This is a genomic window from Agrobacterium vaccinii (assembly GCF_021310995.1).
GTDB lineage: Bacteria > Pseudomonadota > Alphaproteobacteria > Rhizobiales > Rhizobiaceae > Agrobacterium > Agrobacterium vaccinii.
Window position 1 is genome coordinate 653,925 of sequence record NZ_CP054151.1, and the last position, 19,520, is coordinate 673,444.

14 protein-coding genes and 1 tRNA gene are annotated in these 19,520 nt (G+C 54.7%); 7 read left to right on the forward strand and 8 right to left on the reverse strand.

Annotation, left to right across the window (positions count from 1 at the left end; all coding sequences use genetic code 11):
* The first annotated feature begins 8 nt into the window (after positions 1-8).
* From HRR99_RS18100 to HRR99_RS18115, 4 genes are read left to right on the forward strand one after another with little or no spacing between them, the layout of a single operon-like run.
* The gene (locus tag HRR99_RS18100; RefSeq protein ID WP_233124182.1) at positions 9-1,577 is read left to right on the forward strand and encodes a type I restriction-modification system subunit M; all 1,569 of its coding nucleotides are present in this window, start codon (positions 9-11) and stop codon (positions 1,575-1,577) included.
* Positions 1,574-2,782, forward strand: coding sequence for a restriction endonuclease subunit S (locus HRR99_RS18105; protein WP_233124183.1), 1,209 nt, complete (start codon positions 1,574-1,576; stop codon positions 2,780-2,782). Before HRR99_RS18100 ends, HRR99_RS18105 begins: the two co-directional genes overlap by 4 nt.
* A gap of 8 nt (positions 2,783-2,790) precedes the next feature.
* Positions 2,791-6,213: a DEAD/DEAH box helicase family protein gene (locus HRR99_RS18110; protein ID WP_233124185.1), complete on the forward strand. Its 3,423-nt coding sequence runs from the start codon at positions 2,791-2,793 to the stop codon at positions 6,211-6,213.
* Positions 6,210-6,989, forward strand: a complete 780-nt coding sequence (locus HRR99_RS18115) for a DUF429 domain-containing protein (RefSeq protein ID WP_233124187.1) — start codon at positions 6,210-6,212, stop codon at positions 6,987-6,989. The genes HRR99_RS18110 and HRR99_RS18115 overlap by 4 nt, the downstream gene beginning before the upstream one ends.
* Positions 6,990-7,106: 117 nt before the next feature.
* On the opposite strand, the gene HRR99_RS18120 is transcribed toward HRR99_RS18115, so the two are convergent.
* The gene (locus HRR99_RS18120; protein WP_233124963.1) at positions 7,107-7,706 is read right to left on the reverse strand and encodes a recombinase family protein; all 600 of its coding nucleotides are present in this window, start codon (positions 7,704-7,706) and stop codon (positions 7,107-7,109) included.
* Between the two features lie 206 nt (positions 7,707-7,912).
* On the opposite strand from HRR99_RS18120, the gene HRR99_RS18125 reads away from it, so the two are divergent.
* Positions 7,913-8,164, forward strand: coding sequence for a hypothetical protein (locus HRR99_RS18125; protein ID WP_174034573.1), 252 nt, complete (start codon positions 7,913-7,915; stop codon positions 8,162-8,164).
* A gap of 33 nt (positions 8,165-8,197) precedes the next feature.
* Here the strand turns inward: HRR99_RS18125 and HRR99_RS18130 are convergent, their stop codons facing one another.
* The 7 genes from HRR99_RS18130 to HRR99_RS18160 all read right to left on the reverse strand — a co-directional run bounded on the left by HRR99_RS18130 (position 8,198) and on the right by HRR99_RS18160 (position 16,607).
* Entirely contained in the window at positions 8,198-8,536 is a 339-nt protein-coding gene (locus HRR99_RS18130) for a hypothetical protein (RefSeq protein ID WP_233124189.1), read from the reverse strand.
* Positions 8,537-8,715: 179 nt separating this feature from the next.
* Positions 8,716-9,708, reverse strand: coding sequence for a hypothetical protein (locus HRR99_RS18135; protein ID WP_233124191.1), 993 nt, complete (start codon positions 9,706-9,708; stop codon positions 8,716-8,718).
* Between the two features lie 945 nt (positions 9,709-10,653).
* A complete protein-coding gene (locus tag HRR99_RS18140; protein ID WP_233124192.1) occupies positions 10,654-11,646 on the reverse strand; it encodes a site-specific integrase in 993 nt (330 codons plus the stop codon).
* Between the two features lie 115 nt (positions 11,647-11,761).
* Positions 11,762-12,736 carry a retron St85 family RNA-directed DNA polymerase gene (locus HRR99_RS18145; RefSeq protein ID WP_233124194.1) on the reverse strand — a complete coding sequence of 325 codons (975 nt, stop codon included), beginning with the start codon at positions 12,734-12,736 and terminating at the stop codon, positions 11,762-11,764.
* Positions 12,733-13,677, reverse strand: a complete 945-nt coding sequence (locus HRR99_RS18150; protein WP_233124196.1) for a retron St85 family effector protein — start codon at positions 13,675-13,677, stop codon at positions 12,733-12,735. Before HRR99_RS18150 ends, HRR99_RS18145 begins: the two co-directional genes overlap by 4 nt.
* A 376-nt stretch (positions 13,678-14,053) precedes the next feature.
* Positions 14,054-16,312 carry an AAA family ATPase gene (locus HRR99_RS18155; RefSeq protein ID WP_233124198.1) on the reverse strand — a complete coding sequence of 753 codons (2,259 nt, stop codon included), beginning with the start codon at positions 16,310-16,312 and terminating at the stop codon, positions 14,054-14,056.
* 205 nt (positions 16,313-16,517) lie between these two features.
* Positions 16,518-16,607: transfer RNA gene (locus HRR99_RS18160), tRNA-Ser, on the reverse strand.
* Positions 16,608-16,822: 215 nt separating this feature from the next.
* On the opposite strand from HRR99_RS18160, the gene HRR99_RS18165 reads away from it, so the two are divergent.
* Entirely contained in the window at positions 16,823-17,641 is an 819-nt protein-coding gene (locus HRR99_RS18165) for an N-formylglutamate amidohydrolase (protein WP_233124964.1), read from the forward strand.
* On the forward strand, positions 17,638-19,512 hold the full coding sequence (locus HRR99_RS18170; RefSeq protein ID WP_233124200.1) for a flavohemoglobin expression-modulating QEGLA motif protein: 1,875 nt from the start codon (positions 17,638-17,640) through the stop codon (positions 19,510-19,512). Before HRR99_RS18165 ends, HRR99_RS18170 begins: the two co-directional genes overlap by 4 nt.
* Positions 19,513-19,520 lie beyond the last annotated feature (8 nt).

Below are 19,520 nucleotides of genomic sequence, written 5' to 3' on the forward strand. Positions count from 1 at the left end.
GAGAACACATGCTCACAGGTGAAATTCGCTCGAAGGTCGATCAGGTCTGGAATGCCTTCTGGGCGGGCGGGATTGCCAATCCGCTGGAGGTAATCGAGCAGATCACTTATCTGCTGTTCATGCGCGGGCTGGATGACATCCAGACGCGGGAAGAGAACAAGGCCAATATGCTGGGCCGCCCCATGGAGCGGGTGATCTTTCCTGATGGCGTTTATCGCACGGTGCGTGACGAAGAGACCGGCGAGGTGAAGGAAGAGATCACCTACGCCATGCTTCGCTGGTCGCGGCTGCGCAATGATGATCCGGCGCGGATGTTCTTCATCATTTCGGACAATGTTTTCCCCTTCCTGCGAGACATGGGTGACAAGGGCACGGCGCATGCCGAGCACATGAAGGGTGCGCGCTTTACCATCCCGACACCGGGCCTCTTGGCCAAGGTGGTGGATATGCTGGCAGAAATTCCGCTGGAGGATCGCGATACCAAGGGCGATCTCTATGAATACATGCTGGGCAAGATTGCCAGTGCAGGCCAGAACGGCCAGTTCCGCACACCGCGCCACATCATCAAGCTGATGGTGGAGCTGACGGCACCGACGGAGAAGGATGTGATCTGCGATCCGGCCAGCGGCACCTGCGGCTTTCTGGTCGCGGCTGGCGAATATCTGCGGGACAACCATCCGAAGCTTTTTCAGGATAAGGCGAGCCGCGAGCATTTCCATAACGGCATGTTTCATGGCTATGATTTCGACCAGACCATGCTGCGCATCGGCTCCATGAATATGCAGCTGCATGGGGTCGAGGGTGCCGATATCCGCTACCGGGACTCGCTTGCGTCGTCGCATGGGGACGATGCCGACAAATATTCGCTGATCCTTGCCAATCCGCCCTTTGCCGGTTCGCTGGATGAGGAAACGGCGTCCGCCGATTTGCGCGCCATCGTCAAGACGAAGAAGACCGAGCTTCTGTTCATGGCGCTGTTCCTGAAGCTGTTGAAGCCGGGCGGACGCGCTGCCGTCATCGTGCCGGATGGCGTGCTGTTCGGCTCCTCCACAGCGCACAAGGCCATTCGCAAGATGCTGGTGGATGACCACAAGCTGGATGCCATCGTTAAACTGCCGTCGGGCGTGTTCAAGCCCTATGCCGGTGTCTCCACCGCCATCATCTTCTTCACCAAAACCAATTCCGGCGGCACTGAGAACGTCTGGTTCTATGATGTGCAGGCCGATGGCATGAGCCTGGATGACAAGCGCCAGATGCTGGTGAGCGAGGATAAATTCGGCCCCGTGCCGAAGGCAGCACTTTCCGCAGAAGAGCACGGCAAGAACAACCTGCCGGATGTGGTGGCGCGCTGGAAGGAGCGAGACGGCGAAGAACTGGCTAACCCGCGCACCGGCCAGAGCTTTACTGTCAGTCGAGATGACATTGCAGCAGCAGATTACGACCTCTCGCTCAACCGCTACAAGGAACTGGTGCACGAAGCCGCAGAGCACCGCCCGCCGAAGGAGATTATTGCAGAACTGCTGGTCCTAGAGGACGAGATTGCCGCCGGGCTGAAAGAGTTGGAGGCGATGCTGTGAGCTGGCAGAATGTCCTGGTCGGTGAGGCTTTTGAATTCGTCCGCAATGGCAAAAACGTAAAGCAAACTAAGGAGCGAGATGGTTTGCCGATCACTCGTATCGAGACAATTGCGGAGCGGCATATCGATCCAGACCGTGTAGGATATGCGGGTCTATCTGAAAGCGGGAATGAGCAGTGGCTGCTGCAATCAGGCGACATCTTGTTTAGCCACATAAATAGCGTTGACCACATAGGCAAATGCGCCATCTATGAAGGTGTTCCTGAAAAGCTAGTGCATGGAATGAACCTTATTGCGCTGCGGCCTAGTAAGCGACTTTTCCCCAAATTCGCCTTTTATGCGCTCAGCCACTCTAGCTTTCGGGCTAAATTCCTGCCCTTCGTCAACAAGGCCGTTAATCAAGCTAGCATTTCCACTACAAACCTCAAGTCTCTCCAAATCCCCCTGCCATCCCTTGATGAGCAGAAGCGGATTGCGGCGATTTTGGACAAGGCCGATGCGCTGCGCGCCAAGCGCCGTCAGGCCATCGCCCTGCTCGACAGCCTCAACCAATCGATCTTTCTTGAGATGTTTGGCGATCCGGTGAGCAATCCGAAGAGTTATCCAAATCTATCCGTTGGACAGGCTTTGGCAGATGGTCATATTCTTGAGATACAAGATGGAAACCATGGAGAACGCCATCCAAAAGTTGCGGACTTTAGCGATGAAGGTATTCCCTTTGTGACCGCTAACTGCTTTCGAAAAGGAACGCTTAACCTCCAGAATGCCTATAGGCTTTCTCCCGTATGGGTAAGCAAACTTCGAGTAGGTTTTGCAAAGTCGGGTGATGTCCTGCTAACCCATAAGGGAACGATCGGTGAGGCAGCAGTTTTGTCGAAAAACACACCGCACGCAATTCTATCTCCTCAGGTTACTTACTATCGGCCAGGTCCTAGTTTGAATTCTAAGTTTCTAAAAGGTGTTTTCACATCACCATCTTTTCAGGCAATATTGTCAAATGCGTCCGAGCAATCGACGAGAGCCTATATCGGAATTACTAAGCAGCTCAGATTGCCGATAATAATTCCCGATGTCGAAGGCCAAACTAAATATGCAGAACGCACTAGTAGCGTTGAGGCCTTAGCGCGAGATTTAAGCCGTATCCACACGCAACAAGATGCTCTCTTCGCCTCCCTCCAACACCGCGCCTTCACCGGACAACTCTGAGGTCGCCCATGTCGAACTTCGCCTTTCTCGCCGCTGAATTTCCCGAAATCTTCGAGAGCGCGAAGAAGGCCGAAGGCTATGCGGCGGGCGATCCGCGCACGGCTGCTTTCTATGCCCGGCGCACGGTGGAGCTGGCGGTGCAATGGGTCTACAAGAACGATGGCGGGCTGTCCTTTCCCTATGATGACAGGATCTCGGCGCTGATCCACGAGCCGAGCTTTCAGCAGCGCGCCGGGCAGGCGATCTTCACCAAGGCGAAGCTCATTATCCGCATCGGCAATCTGGCGGTTCACGAGACCCGTGACACCTCGGCCAAGGATGCCGGTGATACGGTGCGCGAGCTGTTTCACCTCTGTTTCTGGCTGGCCCGCACCTATGCCAAAGCACCGCCGCCGGATGGTTTGAGTTTCGAGCTAGCGCAGCTTCAGCGCAAGGATGATCTCGTCAAGCGCGCCTTTGCGGAGTTGACGCGGCTAAAAGGCGAGATGGAGGCCAAGGACAAGGCTTTTACCGAGCTGTTGCGCGACAAGGGCGATCTGGATGCCGAGCTGAAGGCGGCACGTGCCGAGCGGGATCGTATTCGCCGCGAGAATGAGCAGCGGCCTGACTATCACGACTACTCCGAGGCGCAGACCCGCGATACTTTCATCGACCTTCTTCTGAAGGAAGCAGGCTGGGCGCTGAACGCGGCGCGCGACCGCGAATTTCCTGTTTCCGGCATGCCCAATAATCAGGGCCAGGGTTTTGTCGATTACGTGCTGTGGGGCGATGACGGCAAGCCGCTGGCGCTGGTGGAAGCCAAGCGCACCAAGCGCAGCCCGCGCGAAGGCCAACAGCAGGCCAAGCTTTATGCCGATTGTCTGGAGCAGCAATTCGGCCAGCGCCCGGTTATCTTCTACACCAACGGTTATCAACACTGGCTCTGGGATGATCTTGCCTATCCACCACGCGAGGTTTCCGGCTTCTACAAGAAGGACGAGCTGCAACTGCTGATCCAGCGGCGCAGCACCCGCAAGCCGATGACGGGCGTGGCGATCGACCGCAAGATTGTCGAACGCTACTATCAGGAGCGGGCGATTGCGCGGGTAAAGGAAGCCTTTGAGGCGCGCCAGCAACGCAAGGGCCTGCTGGTGATGGCCACCGGCTCCGGCAAGACCCGCACGGTGATTGCGCTGATTGATGTGCTGATGCGTGCCGGTTGGGTGAAGCGCGTTCTATTCATGGCGGACCGGGTGGCGCTGGTGAACCAGGCGGTGAAAGCCTTCAAGGCGCATTTGCCTGAATCCTCGCCGGTCAATCTGGTGACGGAAAAGACCGGGGAGGGCCGCGTCTTTCTCTCCACCTATCCGACCATGATGAACCTGATCGATGAGCGCAAAGGCGGCACGGCGCGCTTCGGGCCGGGGCATTTCGATCTTGTGGTCATCGACGAGGCGCATCGTTCCGTCTATCAGCGCTACGGTGCCATTTTCGATTACTTCGACAGCCTGTTGGTGGGATTGACCGCGACGCCGCGCGAGGAGATTGACCGCAATACCTATGGCTTGTTCGATCTGGAAGAAGGCGTGCCGACGGATGCCTATTCGCTCGATCAGGCTATTTCCGATGAATGGCTGGTGCCGCCCGTCGCTGTGTCCGTGCCGCTCAAATTCGTGCGGGACGGCATTCGCTATGACGATCTGTCCGCCACGGAACAAGAGCAGTGGGACATGCTGGAATGGGATGACGAAGATGGCGATCCGCCTGACAGCGTCGATGCGCAGGCCGTCAACAAATGGCTGTTCAATGCCGACACCGTCGACAAGGTGCTGGCCCATGTGATGACGGACGGCGTGAAGGTGGCTGGCGGTGACCGCATCGGCAAGACGATCATCTTCGCCAAGAACCAGAAGCATGCAGAGTTCATCGAGCAACGGTTCAACCTTGCCTATCCGCATCTGGAAGCCGGGCATTTCGCCCGCATCATCACCTTCAAGACAGACTATGCGCAGACGCTGATCGACGACTTCTCGAAGAAGGATGGCGCGCCGCATATTGCGATTTCCGTTGACATGCTCGACACCGGCATCGACGTGCCAGAGGTGGTGAACCTCGTTCTTTTCAAGCTGATCCGCTCCAAGACCAAGTTCTGGCAGATCATCGGGCGCGGCACGCGTCTTTGCCCCAACCTGTTTGGGCCGGGCGAAGACAAGGAGTTTTTCCGGGTTTTCGACTATTGCCAGAACCTCGAATTCTTCCGCCAGAACCTGAAGCCTGATGAAGGTTCGACAGCGAAATCGCTCAGCGAGCGGCTTTTCGCCGCCCGCTTCGATCTGGTGCGGGGACTTGACGAGATGGCTGCAGCAGACCGCCCGCCCGGCGTGGCGGAGGATGGCGCTGCATATGATGCAGGGCCGAACGCGCCGCCGACTGAGCAGCAAATCCGCGATGCCGCGCTGGACTTCCTGAAGACCTATGTCGAGACCATGAACCTCGACAATTTCGTTGTTCGAACCAAGCGCCGGCTGGTGGAAAAATACCAAGTGCCGGATGCCTGGGGCACGCTTTCCGATGAGATGCGCGATGAGCTCGTCGAGGAGGTGGCACCCCTTCCCAATGCCATGAAGAGTGAGCCGGAAGAGGCCAAGCGCTTCGACCTGCTGATGTTCAACCTGGAAATCGCCCTCCTGAAGGGCTCCAAACGCTTCGACCGGTTGAAGAAGCAGCTCGTCGATATCGCGTCGGCGCTTGATGAACAGACGGCAATTCCTGTCATTGCAGCTCAGCATGCGCTTATCCTCGACATACTCTCTGATGCCTGGTGGGAAGGTGTCACGGTGCCGCTGCTGGAGCTGGTGCGGCTTCGTCTGCGTGGCCTTGTTCTGCATATCGAAAAGGGCAGGAAGGCGATTGTCTACACCAATTTCGAGGATGAGTTGGGTGTTGCGACAGAGCTCGACTTGCCGCAGGTTGGCGAGGTGGATTTTGCCCGTTTCAAGAAGAAGGCACGGCATTTCCTGCGCGACCACGAGGGCCACATTGCGATCGCCAAGCTACGTCATGGCAAGCCGCTAACCCCCACCGACATTGCCGAACTGCAGCAGATGTTGATAACGGCCGGGATCGGCGATCAGGAACATTTCGACAAGGCGACAGAGCTGGCGCATGGCTTCGGCGCGTTTATCCGATCAATTGTCGGTCTGGATCGCCATGCCGTTGTGGAAGCCTTCGGCGAATTCCTGGCAGAGGGCGCTGCCACCGCCCAGCAGATCGAATTCGTTGATATGGTGATTGAGCATCTGACGGAGAAGGGGACCATGGATCCCGGCATGCTCTACGAGAGCCCCTTCATCGACAAGGCCCCGGAGGGACCGCAGCAGGTCTTTGATTTTGAGAGGACGAAGCGTCTGATCGAGGTGATCAATGGGCTTAATGAAAGTGCAGTGGGATGAGTGAGCCCTCAGTCGATCTCAGCCGCATCGCTCTTCTCGGCATCGACGTGGGCTTCTCGAAATCAAGGGCGACCACTGGCATCGCCTGGAGCAACAACGGCGAGTTTGGAGCAGACAGAACGTATTCGGATTGGGAACGTCGCAGCCAGCACATTCCAGCGTCTACGAAGTTCTCTGTGATAGCCATCGACGGGCCGCTGGTCCCCGTCAGTTACGATGATAGCTTGGACCGTCTCTGCGAACGCCTGTTCATTCGCGGCGCATTCCAGACGCGATGCAAGCCTGGCCTGAGCAATCATGGTTATGGCAGGGATCTGCGTCGAGCTGCTGCGGAAACTGCTAATCAAGTGCTCCATCTTGCAGAACACATTGCAGGCGCATCGAGGGCGATCCGGCAGGACACTTTAATGATTGAAGCATTTCCAAACGCCTTTTTGGGGGTTCTGCTGCCAGAGGCGCGGTTTGCCCTGCCGAAGGCGGGTAAACGCAAGAAATTTGATTGGCTGTATGAGCATGCCGTCGATAGCGGCGTTCTTTCAGACCTGTTTCAAAAGATTGGCTGGCATAATCCTCAGCTGTTGACCGCACTTCTTGGCGAGCGCGACCACGAAAAGCGGGCTGCATGGATCTGCTTACTCACTGCGGGATGCGCCGCAATTGGCGAAGCTGTGGTCGTGGGCGACGATATAGGCGGCTGGTTTTGGCTGCCGCCCCAGGATCAATGGGCTGGATGGGCGCGGGAAGCGCTTGAGAAGAACAGGTTGGCTCTGGCGTAGCGCTATTTGAGGCAGGGGAGCTTGCTGGCCGGCTTGGTGCACCAAAACGATGTATCGCAGTGCAAAGCGCGAGGCGTGCGCCGGTGAATCTCTCTGGCGTTTTACAGCCAGACGTCATCACTGCGTTGCAGAAGTGGTTGACGGCAAACGCGTCGATTTGACGGGATCTCGCAGAAGCCGGGCCAACGTTTTCGGATGCACGCCATATGTGGCAGCGACCTCTGCGACGGACGCCAAGTCTATTTCGATTGCCAAGCGCGCAGCTTCGGTCTGCTCCACTGTCATCGAGCAACGGCGTCCGATGCGAGATCCTCGCGCTCTCGCAGCTTCCATTCCTGCCTTGGTTCGCTCGCTTATGATCGCTCGTTCAAATTCTGCCATTGCTGCCATCATGTGAAAAACCAGCCGCCCGCCCGATGACGATGTGTCGATACTCTCAGTCAAAGACCGGAAGTCACAGCCCCTCTTCGATAGACCGTTCACGGTCTGAATCAGGTCGACAAGAGATCTTCCAAGCCTGTCGAGCCGCCAAACGATGAGCATGTCACCCCGCTTTAGTTTCTTGAGAGCCTTGAGAAGACCAGGACGCTGGAAGTCGGCACCGGATAGTCCGTGATCGGTGCAGATTTCCGAGCATCCTGCCGCCTCCAACGCGGCGATCTGCAGTCCGAGGTTCTGTTCGACCGTTGATACACGGGCATAACCGACCAGCTTCATGTTCATTACCTTCACACGCCGTTTTCTTGCTAAGCGATTGACATAAAGGAACCTTTTCGCTCTGTCGGTCATTAAATGGAGCTTCTCCGGAAGCCCTTGAAACTACAGGATGCTTCCAGATAAGCAGTTACAGCTGACCTCTATCGGACAAAGGTTCCCTTTCGCTCTTGCAGGCACATCTAGGCCCGATTAGCAGTGAGGAGTGCATGGACGTTTCATTGATCATTTTTGCATCAGGCTTTGTGTTCGGTGGCGCTTGCGCGATATTGGCGGCAAATAAAGGCCGCGATCCGATTGGATGGTTCGCGCTCGGCTTCTTCTTCAGCATCATCGCGTTGATCGTAATTGCTGCACTATCGCCTGCAGTGAAATCTGACCGTGTTCTGTCGAAGCGACGCCAGGGAAAGGGCGAATTCGCACCCAATCCCAAAGATCCAGAGCGTCCCTGGCTAGGATGAGACGCTCCGACAATCGTCTGCCTCCGCGATTGGTCAGGTCGGCCTGATGTAATTCGATGCGTGAGATGCCGAACCGCCTGAGAAGAATGTCGCATGTCCTTCCTCTTCGGCCAGCTTCTGGTTTAGCACAGCGACCACGTCACCATAAGTGCGACGCTTATCACGCCACATGGGGTAGAGCTTGCCGCAGAGCCTGCGAAATTCAGGCTCGTATTCGAGAGGGAAGGGGTCCGGATCAAAAGCAAGGCATTCGCACAGCTGGCGCAGGGTCAAACGGCAGCCGTCGTGAACGCCCACGCAGTGGCTGTCACGGATGTAGGCGTAGTAATTGACGCGGTTTCGAAAGAACCGGCGTATATCAGTAAAGTTCATTTTGGTTTCCTTAAATAGCAAAAGGCTGCGACCGCGCTCTCGCGGGACGCTCTATATCTTCGTAGCTGATGGCCGAAACGACTTGCCGAAAGGATATCACCTCGTAATCGTTCCCTATATTTACATACTCTTTGAAAGAAGAAGCTGTAATAGGGAATGATTACATCCCGGCTCGGCGTTTAGTGGCAAGACGTGACTGGAGCGGCACCTGCCTTCCTACGATGGTTCGCGACGTTAATAGAGATCCGCTTCCGGTCTGCGTCCAGAACAGGGGATGCGGACCCGGTGATCTTGACGGTGATATCGATGGCCTCAGCAGATGCCGCGCTACATCTAGCTATTAGCGGGCACAGGTCGCACGGCGCACGATTGACATCGATGGTCTCGGCGATTCCGAAACAGCTGGGGAGAAGATCTGCCTGATCAAGCTTGACGACCGGCCTGACCTCCCAGGCACGATCGTTGGCTGCGATCTTTGCGCGGTGCACAAGCTCTTCGCGATCTTCGTCCGGGGGTGCTAACGCAAGCCCCTGCTCCAGACTCAGATGACGCTTGATGAATACACTGTCGGCGATCTGGTCGGCCAGCGGCCGGTGCTCGTGCCGGATCTCTGACGTCATCAGCTCGCAGAAATCCTCCTGAGGTGGCAAAACGCGGTAGTTCTCCGTCCGGTAGTGAGGAATGTCTGCGACGCTCTTCATGCGAAGCGGGAGCACATCCTCAACGTGCTCGTGAAACAACGCCCACCAGGCCACGCTATTCCTCTTCGATGCATGAAGCTGGTTAGGCAGCATGGTCCAGAAGCGCTTGCGGCGGGACGCGAAGTAAAAGCTGAAGTCGACCAGCAAATCATACGGGACGAAGATTGCGTCGGTCCGGGCGCGTGCACGCCAGAGCGCGGTAAACCAGCGAGCACGCTCGGAAGGAACGCCGGTCTTGGTGCCCGATACCGCTTCAGCGAGCCCCATATCAACGTTGCGGCTCACATACCGCCGGAGCCCAGCGATGTAGTGCTGTCCGAACTGCATTGTAGCCTCCAGGGGAGACATGAAGCGATAGTCAAACCAGCGCTTCATCATCAACTGGCTCTCGTCCTTCCAGTCCGTGGGGTGAAGGACAGTCCGCATTCGAACTATATCCGCAATACGTTTATCAAGCTTTGCCTTATCCATTGGCACAGTTTCTCCTTCGGGCGACCAAAGTCGTCCGGCTAGTGTTCTTCGAGGGTCGGCAAGCGCTTGCTGTTTTGAGTTATAGCAAGATGGCGAAGCGAGCGCATATGATCGCTAAAGAATCTTCAAGCCTCGGCTTGTGCGCACTGACTCGAGGTTTCGCGTAGGAGCGTTCCATTAACCAAAGTGATGCGCTGCACTGTCAGGCAGATGACGCCCGTATGGGGGCTTCTCTGTCAATTTGCGGTATGGGAGGATAGGGCACCCAATCATTGCCGCTACGGAAGGCATCCCCATCGTGCGGCTTGATTTTTTCTAGGACTTCGATGTCCACGATCGAACTGGATCATGATTGACCATCTCCACAACCCTTGGCAGAGGAGGTTCAACGGCACCGGGTGGACGCGAACGAGAGGCGGACGCCCCGGTCTAGATCGTCCACGGAGAGCTTTGGCGCATGGGAGCGTTCGACAGCTGTCAGCTCCTATTCGCAGATCACGTTAATCGCCATGCCCTGGCACACTGATATAGATTGATCTACGCATGTTTCCTGGCGCGACGGCGGATATGTTTTCTCCACTGGCACCCAAGGATCGGTAGCGTCGACTAGCCGGCTCACCAGTGCGGCGGTTGCGAAGTTTGGAAGCCAAGGCTCCGTTGGCTGAAAGGAACCGAGGTGAAAGGCACCTGATGCAACTCAAGCGCGTTGCGTAATCTTTACATCGGCACCAAAAACGCTTGAAATGGGAAAAATCCGCAAGATGATGTAAACATCATGACAAGGTTGGGTCCAAATCGGCAGTGTTTTTGAGCTTAGGGGAAGGATATTCGCAACCTAAGATATATGTCTTTAACAGATTTCGTCGGTCAACCTTGACGGATTCGGTGCTGAGGCAAGGTTTATGTAAACGTCGCGCAAGGCAACGCCATCAACCGTATATTAATCTATCCCAGCCGAGCCACGAGGTCATCAGCGCTGAGATGGGTGTAGCGCTTCAACATCCGGAGCTCCTTGTGTCCAGAGATGCTGCTAACTTCGATGATGTTCAGTCCACGCTCGAAAAGACGGCTGACGCCTTCGTGGCGCAGGTCGTGGAAGCGCAGTGACTTGATACCTGCCCGGATCAACAACCTGCGCCACGCCTGCTCCAGCGCTCCCGGTGTCATCGGAAAAACCTTAGATAGATCTACCACAGCCCGCTCCTTCCACTCCGTCAGTGCATCGAATGCTCTCTGGGATAGCGGCACCTCGCGACTGGATCCGTTCTTAGTCATCGTAAGCGTGATTACCCGGCGATTGTGGGAGATATCAGACCAGCGCAACCCAAGGATTTCACCACGCCGCATCCCTGTCTCGATCGCCAAGATCAGCAGCGTCTTGAAGTATGGCGTCTGCCCGCCGTCGCAGCCATTGAGGAGGCGCTGTTCCTCGGTGCCCGTCAACCGTCTGCTGCGTTCGTTACGAATGACCGGACGGCGCACCAGCTTCACCACATTCTTGGCAAGCGGCAATCCCCAATCGCGGATTGCCACTTCAAGGACATGGCTGAGAATAGCAAGCTCCCGGACAGTGGTAGATGGAGCTACGGCTTGAAGGCGTTCATCCCGGAACGAAGCAATGTCCTGCTGACTCAGTCCGATCAGCGTTCGGTAGGCGAGATCATGACGACGCAGCACGTCAATCCGCTGGATTTCCTGGACGGAGCCGCGCTTCAAAGGAGAGACTTCCCGCTGGTATCGTTCAAGAAGCTGTCCGAGCGTTGTGCTCTCGAGGATCTTCGTGTCCGGCGCCGCACCGAACCGGTCCACCTGCGCTTCGAGATCACGCGCCCACTTTTCAGCTTCGAGCTTCGTGTCAAAGCTCTTGCAGCGTGGCTTCATGCCGCGGCGACGAACCTGTGCTTGCCAGCGTCCTCTGAGTTTTCTGATTGTTGCCATGTGATCTCCAAGCGATGTTGAAGATCATGCGTAGGACGTCCCCGGAGGGGTGCCAAGGATTATCATGGCCGCTGTCAGGTTCACCCAATTTGCGTTCTAACAGCACCATACGAGTTTAAATCTTTACAGGATTTTGGGAACTGTCAGAACCTTGCTGGAGGTAAGCTCTTTTTATGTCAGCTATAGCCTGCGCTCCATATTTGTTGGCTAGGCGGGAAATAAAAGCAGGCTCGATATCCTCGGCAAATGACAAGTGACCAGCTAATCGGCATATGTCTGCGTTTGACAGCACACCCAGCGTCCACCTGTGAACGCCAGCCCTGATGTTTCGTTTTCTCTGCTGACCTAAAGAAACACTCCCGTCATTTGTCAATATTAAACCAGTAACCATGCGTTTATACTTTTTCGTCGCAAGAACGGTCTTGTCATGGTTAATTTTAAGCCGTGGAGACCGAAGATCTTTAACAATACGCTCGAGTGCTTTTGGAACTCCTGTCAGAAAACCAGTTCTTTGCGCTGAGAACGTGATGTCATCTGCGTATCTTGTATAAGTGACCTTCTGAGAGGCACAATACGCTTGCATCGCAATATCAAAATCAAACATAAGAATATTTGACAAAGGCGGCGATGATGGTGCTCCTATAGCCAGTCTTAAGACAGTTGAATGCCGGTTTTTTCTTCTAAACATTATTTTTGAACTTAACTCGACGTCCTCTTCATCGTTAAAAACTTTGTGTCGATGACAATATTCCTGCCAGTCCTCAGCCCGAAGGGATGGAAAAAAGTCTTGAAAATCAAACTTCAAGATCGGACCATTGTGGGAGTGGGCCTGAGCATTCTGCTTTAGGCCGATACCGGGGCGATAAGCCATCGCAGCCGGGTGCACTGGCAGCTTGGAGAGGACAATATCATTCAAGGCTCGCTGCAGGACCTTTAGTTCTCGGGCTGGCTGCGCTATTTCTCGCCGCCCGCCCCGTCGCTTCGCGATACTATAGACTTTGTAGCGGTCGGGGGAGTTGCTTATTATCGCGCGAAGGTCCCTGTCACTTAGGCCTGTAGCGGTCGAGAGAGCTTTTAAAATTTCACTCATCTGACGCTGCCATAGAATTGAGTAATAACACTGTAACGAAGTGGCTCATGGTCTTTCCAGTGTTCGCGGATGGCGAGACGACGGCGGGCCTTGTTCTGCAGGGCCCTGCTTACTTTGGTCGTTATGACAGCAGCGTCAGGAAGTGGGTTTGCAATAAAAAACTCGTCAAGACCCTTTTTTCGTCGGGCGATCCACTCGACAGACTCCGCGCACAGAAGGTATCTCTTCAGATCCGGCGTAGGAACATATACACCGACGATCAGAAGTAGTTCATCTATTTCATTGAACGTGAGTGCGCCGTATTCTTGTATTAAACCGACAATAAGTTTTATGATGTGGCCAGGCCGGTCAATGTTAAAAGTCGTAGGATCCCGCGTCGTAGCCAATCTTAGTTTTAATGGTGCCTGCAGCTGCTCTTTCAGCACGCCGATTTTGATGCCCCCAGGCGCACTCACGTCGCCGACATCAGCATCATCTATTACGAAAATAGACGTATTCCCGTGCTTGCGCTCAAGAAAGCGTAACGGTCCGAGCCTGATGAAAGAGGTTTCCCCCTTGCCCCGCCAGTGTCTGTCTCTAACTACCACAAGCAGCCTTGAAGCAATCTCTTGAATGACGCAAAACGCTCCTAGCTCTGCCATGCTTCCCTCGCTTTCACAAAAAAGCAGGATCAGATCGGAAATCTCCGCCAAATCGGTCTCAAACTGGAGAACGTCCTCATATGAATCAGCGAAAATGTGAAGTTTGGTAATATCCTCCGCTTGGATAATCGCTTTTCCTTTTATTGCAGGGTTATCCAGGATCTTGAGAAAGCCATCTCGTAATGACAGCGCAACTGGCTCATCGATATTGGAATATGGACCTCCGCAAAGGAACACTACTGCAGAAGGAGATTGGACATGGATTTTGTCCACGTCCAATTCCTCTGCAAATAGCAACATAGCTTACCCTTGAAGCCCTGTAAGGTAGGGATTGATTATCGAGCGGAGCGTCCCGAAGGGCGATGTTCAATCACTACCTTACAGGGCACCAAAATTCCGCAATATAATGAGGTCCAGCGAAGCGCTAGACCAAGTGCTAGACAATGCACTCAATACACGTAAGCCAATCGACGATAGCCGGACGAGACAAAATGTCAACTCAGTTTCCCAGCCGTGAACAAGCTAGATCTCGAGGTCACGTCGTTAAACTATCAAACGTATTCGAAGTTCCGGATCGTCACCAAGTCCAAACGGTGTTGAAGATCACGAGTGGGATACCTGTAAACTGGTGCCAAGGCATGTTCGTCCGACCGAAACGACAAGAAGTATTGTCGATTTAGGTTCCTCCAACGATTGCGAGAGTTCGCTGGACATAGGTCCGCACCTCATGCTCAACAAACGTAGTGTTAGGGTCGTGATGGAAAGGAGCTGTGTAACTGTTGATATCATCAAGCTCGTTGTATTGAGATGATAGTGGATGATTGAGATCAGACCGGATTATCCCGATCATCTCACCCAGCCATTTTCCCTCAAGAATTTGGTTCGGAAACCGGTAGCGAATGTATTTTTCAAGCAGTGGGCGCATCACGGTTCGCATATCCCGTGCGTCACCGGCACGGCCTTCGGCGAAATCTTGTAACCTCATATGATCTTGCAAATACCCTTCCTTAACCTCAAGCTCAATGTCCCAAGGCTCTATCGAAGAGCCGGTTGCGCTCGTAGAAAGCTGGAATGGTGTGCACACAGCATTATGAATCATGCCGCGAACTGTATCGAGGAAGAATTTGTCGTGGCTAAGCAAAATGATCTGGGCAGCCCTACCCGGATCGCCCGTTCGCACAATCTCCTTCGCGGTCATCGCTCTCCGGAAGTCGTCGAGGCTGGTAAAAGGATCGTCGAAAACAACGATCCTGTCCCGGATGTCAGGGTCTCGTTTGAGTTGCGATAAGAAGAATGCAAGCGCAAAAGTGCTCTTATCCCCAGCGCTCATCGTAGTGTCGAAACCAGGAGCGCTAGGACTGGACCTAGTCACATCGATGTCACTGGTCTCGAAGCGGAGGCAGTAGGTGGATTGGGGCGTCTTGCCGACATAAGTCTTGCTGCATCGTGCTAGTCTGAAACTCGCACCGAACGAGGTGAGGAACTGATTGATATCGGCTTCATAATCACCGAGAATTTTCTCGTCGTAAGCGTCGAGCGCCGATTTTTTGGTATCCTTTGCCTCAACGAGAGCCTTCTTGTCGCGTAGCAGCTGGTCATAATTAGATGCCAGACCAAGCACGGGTGTCGAGTGCCGCGTTTTGATAGCCAAAAGTTCGGTGAGCGTCGCTTCAGCCCTGCTTTTACTAGATGTGGCATTGGCATCCTTTACAGCTTCGATCAGATGATTTGCCTCGGTCAATGTCGCCATGTTGGCGCTAAGTTCGACGCACGTCGCTAACCAGGTGGCTTGTGCTTCGATGAATGCACCTGACGTCTCCACAGGTTCGAGCGGGGAGGCTGCTTTCCTGTCAAGCATCGCTTTTGCAGATTCGAACAAGGCGCCGATCTCGTTGTTAATGCGGTCCGCAGCTTCAGAAGGCACATAGCCGTGATCGCAATAGGCGCTCCAAAAGGCAGCATCGGCTGAGAGATGAGTATAACTCTGCTCGACCCTGAGCACTGGCGTTGACGACAACGCCTCATCGAGTGCATTCGCCATGTCTGAGATTGCCGCTTTATGCACCGCATAGGCCTCACTGAAATAGCCCTGATAGGCATCTATCAAGCTGTTGCCGGTGAACGGCGTTGCGCAAAAGGGACACATGTCATCAACGACGTGGGTTAAGCCCTTCGACAACCAAGCTTCGCCACCCTCGCGGAAATTATGGTGTGTAAGTTGGCGTTGAACACGTGCCGCTGCATCGGCAGCTATTCCTTCTACTCCTTTTGCTAGTAAATCGAGGAAACCGTCTGGCAAAGTGGGTAGCGCTGGCGCACTTAACAGACTGTGCGACGCAACTTTCGCATCGTCATTGATAGCTCTGAGTGCTTTTGTCGCCCCTTCGATCTTCTCGTCGATATCAGCATCTGCTGGCAGTCTCAAAAAGGCGTCTAACTTCATGCCTACCGGGACATGCTGTTCTATGACCTTTTTCTCAGCTGTGATCTCGGACTGTTTAGCCGTAGCAGCCATGTCGAGCCGGTCGACCTCTTCGGCTAAGGCGACACCTTTCGGGCCGACAACAATTCGATAAAAATTACGACGGTGCTCTACATCGATCTGTTCACCGCCATGGACATTTTCGTTGACGAACTGCTGGTCGAATATGTGAATAGCGACTTGCGTAGTTGTCCACGCGCCACCGGAAAATCGAGCCTGGCCTACATCGAAGATTAATTTGGCTTCTGGCTCCGAAGTTGCCCGGAAAGACTTACGACGCTCAATGATCTGAGGCTCGTTGCGGTGCAAAGAGCGAAGGATCGCGCATAGCGTGGTCTTGCCACGCCCGTTGCCTCCGTAGATGAGTGTGAAGCGACCATATTCGCCACCGCTTACACGCGCTGCTTTGAAACGACCGATATTATTGAGCGCAGTGATTTTCCTCAGAAACACGCACCTAGTCCCCTTCTTGTCCTCAGCGGGACTTGCCCCGCTGAGTTGTCAGATGTGGCATGTAGAGAGATGAGTTGTAAACGCTGCGCGCAGGCTATTTAATAAGAAGTGCCTTAAGTGTGGCCCTGGCCGATACCGGCATTAATCGGTGACATCGAAAAATATCAGAAAATGGAGGAAAAACCTTCAAACCCAAGGTTCGCTATGGCGGAGAGGGTGGGATTTGAACCCACGATACCCTTGCAGGTATGCCGCATTTCGAGTGCGGTGCATTCGACCACTCTGCCACCTCTCCGCGGGCACGATTTTTTAGGGTCGTGCGGGCGTTCTCATAACCAGCAATCTGAATGTGTGCAAGGGCTAAATGCTTGCTATGGCGGCGGTGGGTCAAGTTTTTGATGGATTTGTGAATGGGGTGTTCTGATAGGCGACGTTCGCCTGTCACGTTAAATGAATTCGGAACAAAACTTATCGTCGTGCGGTTTCAATGCTGTTCAATGTGAGGGCGAGATGGGTTTGTCGGGAGAGGTTTTTGAGCAGAGTGTGAGGCGCTTCTGGTCGGTCGAATGTGGATTAAGCCCTGTGGTTAGCACGGCGATCCATGAGGGGCACGGTGTGCGCGATGACCTGCTTCCCATCATGGGTTTATCTTCCGATGAGAGACTGAGGGAAGAAGATCCCTTTACGGCTGACATGATTTCTGGGCTGACCAACCGGATTGTCGTGCATCGATCGCGGTTCGAGCTTGATCTTAATCGGGCGCGAGACCAGGCAATTTATCTGACGCCGGAGCAGGCTTGGGGGCTTAAGGTTTGGCGCGAAAAGCCGACACATGGTTCGATTGAGCAGTCGCTTGCATTCCACGATGATTATTACGCCATGCTGCGACAGATGCTTGAGATTGTCGAGAAACGCCATGGCGCGTTCGTCGTGCTGGATGTTCACAGCTACAATCACAGGCGCGGCGGTGCGGATGCAGAGCCAACGAACCCCCACGATGCTCCCGATATCAATATCGGCACCATCTCCATGGACCGGGCGCGTTGGGCCGATGTGGTCGATACTGTGATAGATCATTTCAGCGCCGCGAAGATTGGCGGACGTCAGCTGGACGTTCGAGAAAATATTGCCTTTCAGGGAAAGGGTGAACAGACCCGTTTCATTCACGAAAATTTCCCGCAAAACGGCTGCGCCCTCGCGATCGAATTCAAGAAAATATTCATGGACGAATGGACGGGACAGCCCCACCCGCAGATTATACGCGACATCAGCAACGCGATGACCGCGCTTGAGGCGAAACTGGAGGATTTGCTGAGGGCGCGGACGTGAATGCAGCTGGGGCAAGACAGCGGGTCGCTACGTCTGATATTCTGGACGAGGTCGTGGCATGTCTCAACGCGGGAAAAGCCATCCGCACGGATATCGGCACCGATGGACGTCTGCATATGGACAGGCCGCTGCCATTCCTTTGCCTGCACCTGACCGCCGGGACCAAAAATCTGGCGGCCAGAGATATCGCGTCGGCCCATGCGTCCTATCTTATTGCGTCCAGCTTGGCCGAAGCGATGCCAATCCTGACGGTTATTGGGGCGGAGATGGAGAAACGGTTCGGGACCTTCATGGTGCTGGATGTGGGCGAATTGGAACACGATATCCTGCTTGCGGACGATTCACCGTTTCTGCCGCATTACGAGGTTGCGGTTTCCTCTACGGCAGAGCCAGTAACGCACGACTCGAAGCGCGTTTTCATCAAGGCTGTTTGTGACGCTGAAATTCGTTTTCGCACCCCACACATCACCCGGCCCGATGACGAGCATGACCCTATCGCCGCATTTAAGAATGCAGGGTTGGATTACCCTGTCATCAGCGTGCGTTTTGCGCCGATCTACCGTCAACCAGAATCGGGAGCGGATTATCCGGGCCTGCGTGAGACGATGATCGCCGATCTTTTCGATGCAGGTCTGCGAGCGTTCGCAGCATTTTCCACGAAGACGCAAGCGCTGACCATTTCCTCGCATCGAGCGCTTGGACGAAAGGCTTTCGTGGATGCGGTGCGCCGAGCGGATCGTTCTATCGACGACATTGCCGCTTCCTTCGATTTTCTGCTCTCGGTCACACCAATCAACGCGCGACAGGCCCTCAAGGATTTCCGTGAGAACGGTTTTGAATACGCTCCGCATTTTCTATACCGCCCGTTGAGCGTCGATGTCGAAGAGCAAAAACGCAAGCTTTATTCGGTGGCCTTCGATCACCTCGAAGATCCCGTTCTCTACAATCTCTACCGCGAGAAGCAGCAGGAGATCGACCTCCAGCTCAGCATGCTGGCGCATCTGCACCGACGCCAGTTTACGGATTTCAGCCGGGCGCTGTATGGTTCTGTCGAACCTCAGCTGCTCTCCTTGGCGCGAGACGTGTTGAAGCGCTGCCCTCGCCCCGGCGATGTCGAAGATATCGCAATGGTGGATTGCTACGAGGTTGTGAAGAGCGCACGGCAGATGGTGGATGACTACCACGCGGAAAATCCGCTTTTCAAAGCGCGCGTCGAGATACGAGACGACCTGCCGCCCGGACTTATGGTGACAGGCGAAAAACTTCTGATTTCCCGCCACACCGTTATGGAGCGGCGTCGTCTGGATGCGCTGTTGCACCATGAAATTGGTGTTCACCTGCTGACCTATTTCAACGGTTCGGCCCAGGGGCTGCGGCTGTTTCGAACGGGGCTGTCAGGCTACGAAGGTGTTCAGGAAGGGCTGGCAGTTATGGCCGAATACCTTGCTGGCGGCATGACGCGCGAGAGATTGCGGCTGATTGCAGCGCGCGTGGTTGGATGCGCCGCCATGTTGGATGGCGCCGGCTTCGTCGAGACCTTCCGCATGATGACACGTGAGCATGGTTTTGAAGAGGCGAATGCCTTCAACATGGTTTTACGGATTTACCGGGGTGGCGGGCTTTCGAAGGACGCGATCTATCTGCGTGGCCTTAGTGAAATACTTGAGCATTTGCGCAAGGGCGGCGCGCTCGATCCGTTCTGGATGGGCAAGATTTCCGCCGCGCATTTTCCTGTCATGCAGGAACTGGCGTTGCGCGGCCTGCTGCATCCGCCCGGCATTCGCCCGGCATTTTTGGCGCCTGCGAAGGCGAGCGAGCGCCTTGAGAAAATACGATCAGGTTTATCGATAGCTGAAATGGCAACTTTATAAGGGAGGGA

Bases quoted from the DNA above. Each gene is read 5' to 3' on its own strand.
- HRR99_RS18145 (WP_233124194.1), bottom strand. From the start codon at position 12,736: ATGAGTGAAATTTTAAAAGCTCTCTCGACCGCTACAGGCCTAAGTGAC.
- HRR99_RS18140 (WP_233124192.1), bottom strand. From the start codon at position 11,646: ATGGCAACAATCAGAAAACTCAGAGGACGCTGGCAAGCACAGGTTCGT.
- HRR99_RS18125 (WP_174034573.1), top strand. From the start codon at position 7,913: ATGGACGTTTCATTGATCATTTTTGCATCAGGCTTTGTGTTCGGTGGC.
- HRR99_RS18100 (WP_233124182.1), top strand. From the start codon at position 9: ATGCTCACAGGTGAAATTCGCTCGAAGGTCGATCAGGTCTGGAATGCC.
- HRR99_RS18150 (WP_233124196.1), bottom strand. From the start codon at position 13,677: ATGTTGCTATTTGCAGAGGAATTGGACGTGGACAAAATCCATGTCCAA.
- HRR99_RS18130 (WP_233124189.1), bottom strand. From the start codon at position 8,536: ATGAACTTTACTGATATACGCCGGTTCTTTCGAAACCGCGTCAATTAC.
- HRR99_RS18115 (WP_233124187.1), top strand. From the start codon at position 6,210: ATGAGTGAGCCCTCAGTCGATCTCAGCCGCATCGCTCTTCTCGGCATC.
- HRR99_RS18110 (WP_233124185.1), top strand. From the start codon at position 2,791: ATGTCGAACTTCGCCTTTCTCGCCGCTGAATTTCCCGAAATCTTCGAG.
- HRR99_RS18165 (WP_233124964.1), top strand. From the start codon at position 16,823: ATGGGTTTGTCGGGAGAGGTTTTTGAGCAGAGTGTGAGGCGCTTCTGG.
- HRR99_RS18135 (WP_233124191.1), bottom strand. From the start codon at position 9,708: ATGGATAAGGCAAAGCTTGATAAACGTATTGCGGATATAGTTCGAATG.
- HRR99_RS18120 (WP_233124963.1), bottom strand. From the start codon at position 7,706: ATGAAGCTGGTCGGTTATGCCCGTGTATCAACGGTCGAACAGAACCTC.